The organism is Bradyrhizobium sp. (genome assembly GCF_016462955.1).
In the GTDB taxonomy this organism is placed as follows: domain Bacteria; phylum Pseudomonadota; class Alphaproteobacteria; order Rhizobiales; family Xanthobacteraceae; genus Bradyrhizobium.
The window spans coordinates 24,354-27,328 of sequence record NZ_JAEMSD010000026.1 but is presented as its reverse complement, the minus strand read 5'-3'; the positions used below and the strand labels follow the sequence as shown (position 1 = coordinate 27,328).

At 67.1% G+C, this 2,975-nt stretch carries 4 protein-coding genes; 2 read left to right on the top strand and 2 right to left on the bottom strand.

The features are described from left to right. Positions 1-119 precede the first annotated feature (119 nt). On the bottom strand, positions 120-1,085 hold the full coding sequence (gene xerD / locus JHD07_RS05170) for a site-specific tyrosine recombinase XerD (RefSeq protein WP_291619654.1): 966 nt from the start codon (positions 1,083-1,085) through the stop codon (positions 120-122). A gap of 17 nt (positions 1,086-1,102) precedes the next feature. After that, positions 1,103-1,249: a hypothetical protein gene (locus JHD07_RS05165; protein ID WP_035685402.1), complete on the bottom strand. Its 147-nt coding sequence runs from the start codon at positions 1,247-1,249 to the stop codon at positions 1,103-1,105. A 167-nt stretch (positions 1,250-1,416) separates the two neighbouring features. On the opposite strand from JHD07_RS05165, the gene JHD07_RS05160 reads away from it, so the two are divergent. Beyond that, the gene (locus JHD07_RS05160) at positions 1,417-2,040 is read left to right on the top strand and encodes a shikimate kinase (RefSeq protein WP_291619663.1); all 624 of its coding nucleotides are present in this window, start codon (positions 1,417-1,419) and stop codon (positions 2,038-2,040) included. Continuing rightward, the coding region (gene aroB / locus JHD07_RS05155; protein WP_291619647.1) for a 3-dehydroquinate synthase at positions 2,037-2,975 on the top strand (939 nt) is incomplete at its 3' end. The genes JHD07_RS05160 and aroB, both read left to right, overlap by 4 nt.

Here is a 2,975-nt window from a genome sequence, read left to right as displayed (position 1 = left end):
CGCTGCAGCGCTTCTTTAGCGCTGCTGCGCAGAGCCGGGACCCAGCAAGCGGCATGGGCCCCGGCTCAGCAGCGCATCACTTACGTGCTGCGCTGCGTCCGGGGCACGAGACCTCTCATCTATCCCGACTTCTCCGCCAGCGGATGCAGGTCGCGCACCAGGCTCTTCAGCCGCTCCTCGACCACATGGGTGTAGATCTGCGTCGTGGAGATATCCGTGTGGCCGAGCAGGGTCTGCACGATGCGCAAGTCAGCACCGTTGTGCAGGAGGTGGCTGGCAAAGGCGTGGCGCAGCACGTGCGGGGAGACCAGCCGGGCCTGCAAGCCCGAGGCGACCGCAAGCTCCTTCAAGTCGCGGGCGAAATGCTGCCGCGTCAGATGCCCGCTCTCGCCGAACGAGGGAAACAGCCATTTCGACGCGGCGAGCCCGTCTTTCTTCTTCTCGGTCTTCGCAGCCTCCGTGGCGGCGAGATAATCCGCCATCGCCTGGCGCGAGGCCTCGTTCAGCGGCACCAGGCGTTCCTTGTTGCCCTTGCCGCGCACCACGATCATGCGCGCGTCCCGCTTGGCGGCCGAGCGCGGCAGCGCCACCAGCTCGGAGACGCGCAGGCCCGTGGCATAAAGCACCTCGAGCAGGCAATAGAGCCGCAAGGCACGCAGTCGCTTTGACGGCGAGGCATCCTCCGCCTCGCTCAATTCCTTGGCGCGGCGGAGCATGCGGTCGACATCTGATATCGACAGCACCTTCGGCAGGCCGCGGCCGCGCTTCGGGCCTGACAGGATCGCTGCGGGATCATCGCCGCGGATGCGCTCGTTCAGCAGGAAGCGGTAGAGATGCCGCATCGCCGACAGCCGTCGCGCGACGCTGGTGGACTTGAAGCCGCGCGTGTCGAGATCGGCGAGATAGTCCCGCAGCGTTTGCGTCTGCGCATCCACGAAGGTGTGGCCGGCTTGGCCGAGAAATTCCGAGAAATCGGTGAGGTCGCGCCGATAGGCATCGAGCGTATTGGCCCCGGCGCCCTGTTCCGCCGCGAGCATGTCGAGGAACAGGCCGGTGAGCTTGGTATCTGAGGGCTTGCTGGGCATGCCTCGGAGGCTAGCGCCTATTTCTTGAGAAACTTATCCGGCGGGATCGTCACCGTCATTTCCCGCGACTTGGGCGTGACAAAGTTCGCCAGCGCAAAGACCACGCCATAGACGATGCCGGCGATCACGGCGACGACCGTCAGGAAGCGGAACAGGCTCGGCATCGGTCTGGGGTCTCGGGGTAGGGGCGCGGCAGCCAAATTAGCCAATGAAATCATCCAACATGTTCGCCGTTTCGTGGCAAGAGTCCTCTGGCGAGGGCCCCCATGGGGTCGTATAGGTGGCCAACCATGCCGCATCTCGCGGCAGTTCGAGCGAGATCCAGTCGACGATGTCCGACGCCGCGTTGCCGCTTCCTGCTTCGCCTGAGGCCGACATCCTGTCGGCGCTCGGGGCGCGCGCGATCGTGCTCGTCGGCATGATGGGGGTCGGCAAATCCACCGTCGGCCGGCGCCTCGCGGCCCGCCTCAAGCTGCCCTTCGTCGATGCCGACACCGAGATCGAGGCGGCCGCCGGCATGACCATACCGGAAATCTTCGAACGTCACGGCGAGCCGCATTTCCGCGACGGCGAGGCGCGTGTGATCGCGCGCCTGCTCGAGGGTGGTCCGCTGGTGCTCGCGACCGGTGGCGGCGCCTTCATGCGCGAGGAGACGCGCGCGCGCATCGCGGCGAAAGCCGTCTCGGTCTGGCTGAAGGCGGAGCATGACGTCATCATGCGCCGCGTGCGCCGCCGGGCCGACCGGCCGCTGCTTCAGACCGCCGACCCCGAAGGGACCGTGACGCGCCTCCTTACCGAGCGCGAGCCGATCTATGCCAATGCCGACCTCACCATCGCCTCGCGCGACGTGCCGCACGACAGGATCGTCGAGGAATGCATCGAGGCGCTGCACGCCCGTCTCTGCGGCGGACAGCCAGCCCAACCGCCTGCCGACATTGCGAGTGCGTCAAGATGACTGCGCCGTTGAAAGATTCCGATCCCATCAAGGTCGACGTCGCCCTCGGCGACCGCGCCTATGACATCGTGATCGGCCGCGGCGTGCTGTCTTCGCTTGGAGAACGGGTCGCGGCCTTGCGCCCCGGCGTGCGCACGGCCATCGTGACCGACCGCACCGTCGCAAAATTCTGGCTGGAGCCGACCGAAGCCTCGCTCGCCGCGAGCGGCATTCCGACCTCGCGCATCGTGGTCGAGGAAGGTGAGATCTCCAAGACCTATGCGGGCCTGGAAAAGGTCAGCGAGGCCCTGATCGCCGCAAAAATCGAGCGCAACGATCTCGTGATCGCGCTCGGCGGCGGCGTGGTCGGCGATCTCGCCGGCTTTGCCGCGGCAATCCTGCGCCGCGGTGTCGATTTCGTGCAGGTGCCGACCTCGCTTCTGGCGCAGGTCGATTCTTCCGTCGGCGGCAAGACCGGCATCAATTCGCCGCAGGGCAAGAACCTGCTCGGGGCCTTTCACCAGCCGGTGCTGGTGATCGCCGACACCGCGGTGCTCGACACGCTGTCGCCGCGCCAGTTCCGCGCCGGTTACGCCGAGGTCGCCAAATACGGCGTGCTCGGCGACGAGGCCTTCTTCAGCTGGCTGGAAAAGAACCATGCCGACATCTCCAGGGGCGGGGCGGCGCGCGAGCACGCCATCGCGACCTCATGCCGCGCCAAGGCGGGCGTGGTGTCGCGCGACGAGCGCGAGACCGGCGAGCGCGCGCTGCTCAATCTCGGCCACACCTTCGGTCACGCGCTGGAAGCTGCGACCGGCTTCTCCGACCGTCTGTTCCACGGCGAGGGCGTCGCCATCGGCATGACGCTGGCGGCGCAGTTCTCGGCAAGCCTCGGCATGATCGGCGAGCTGGACGCAGCCCGTGTCGAGCGCCATCTGATCGAGGCGGGCCTGCCG

What these genes read in the sequence shown, in the direction of transcription:
- xerD (WP_291619654.1), bottom strand. Translation starts at nt 1,085, where the DNA reads ATGCCCAGCAAGCCCTCAGATACCAAGCTCACCGGCCTGTTCCTCGAC.
- JHD07_RS05165 (WP_035685402.1), bottom strand. Translation starts at nt 1,249, where the DNA reads ATGCCGAGCCTGTTCCGCTTCCTGACGGTCGTCGCCGTGATCGCCGGC.
- JHD07_RS05160 (WP_291619663.1), top strand. Translation starts at nt 1,417, where the DNA reads ATGTCCGACGCCGCGTTGCCGCTTCCTGCTTCGCCTGAGGCCGACATC.